The sequence below is a fragment of the Bacteroides sp. AM16-13 genome (assembly GCF_003602705.1).
Classification (GTDB): Bacteria; Bacteroidota; Bacteroidia; order Bacteroidales; family Bacteroidaceae; genus Bacteroides; species Bacteroides xylanisolvens.
In genome coordinates this window covers 73,976-75,353 of the sequence record NZ_QTLK01000030.1, presented here as the reverse complement: position 1 = coordinate 75,353, position 1,378 = coordinate 73,976, and the positions used below count along the sequence as shown (strand labels likewise).

The window sequence follows — 1,378 nt, the reverse complement described above, 5'->3', positions numbered from 1 at the left end:
CGTTATATGGTGATGCGTGGTGAAAGCACTCCTGCCGTTATTCCTGACGAGCAGATGGCGCGTTTCCGTTTCATGCTCGATTATTCCGAAGAAGCAGTCTGTATGAATGATACTCCACTAGCGCGTGGTGAGAAAGTTCGTGTGATAAAAGGTCCTTTGAGCGGCCTTGTTGGCGAACTCGTGACTGTCGGGGGTAAGAGTAAGATTGCCGTTCGTTTAAATATGCTTGGCTGTGCTTGTGTAGATATGCCAATCGGTTATGTAGAACCTACAAAGATTAGTAATGACGACACAAAAAAACTTTAACGTATTTCTATTCATTCTACTGTTAGGAGTTTTTTCTCCTTTGATGGCTCAAAATATGAGCGATTCTCAAGTCTTGGAATATGTCAAAGAGGGGATTAGACAAGGGAAAGAACAAAAACAATTAGCCTCAGAACTTGCACGTAAGGGCGTGACCAAGGAACAGGCTATGCGTGTGAAGCAGCTTTATGAGCAGCAGAACAATGTCAATGCTTCCAACGCTACTGGTACGGATGTCAATGAATCACGCTTACGTGAAGAAATGAAGGAGAACACCTCCGATATGCTGGAAGACTATCCGAGTACTCAAGACCTTGAACGTAGTAATCAGGTTTTCGGACGTAACATCTTCAATACCCGTAACCTGACTTTTGAACCCAGTGTCAACATCGCCACCCCTTTAAATTACCGTCTCGGTCCCGGTGATGAAGTGATTATCGACATCTGGGGAGCCAGCCAGAACACTATCCGCCAACAGATTTCTCCTGATGGCACTATCAACATTCAGAAAATAGGTCCCGTCAACCTGAACGGCCTGACTATTGCTGAAGCCAATGACTATCTCAAAAAAACATTAAACAAGATATATAATGGTCTTAATAATACGAATGACCCCACTTCTGACATCCGTCTGACTCTGGGTAGCATCCGTACTATTCAAATTAATGTGATGGGTGAAGTAGTCCAGCCGGGCACTTACTCTCTTTCTTCCTTTTCTACTGTATTCCATGCACTTTATCGTGCAGGAGGTGTGAGTGACATAGGTAGCCTTCGCAATGTCCAGCTGGTACGTAACGGTAAGAGCATCGCCACGATTGACGTCTACCAATTTATCATGAAAGGCAACATTCAGGATGACATTCGTCTGCAGGAAGGTGATGTCGTGATTGTTCCCGCCTATGACGTATTGGTTAAGATTGACGGAAAAGTGAAACGCCCCATGCGTTTCGAAATGAAGAAGGATGAAAACTTATCTACGCTTATCAGTTATGCCGGTGGATTTGACGCTGACGCCTACACCCGTTCTTTGCGTGTCGTACGCCAAAACGGACAGGAGTATGAAGTAAATACAGTT

1 protein-coding gene and 1 pseudogene are annotated in these 1,378 nt (G+C 44.6%); both read left to right on the top strand.

Annotation, left to right across the window (positions count from 1 at the left end; translation table 11 throughout):
• Positions 1-306, top strand: a pseudogene (locus DW173_RS20285) (transcriptional regulator); the annotation flags it as partial.
• A partial coding sequence (locus DW173_RS24235) for a polysaccharide biosynthesis/export family protein (RefSeq protein WP_233562258.1) occupies positions 284-1,378 on the top strand: 1,095 nt, incomplete at its 3' end. The pseudogene DW173_RS20285 and the gene DW173_RS24235, both read left to right, overlap by 23 nt.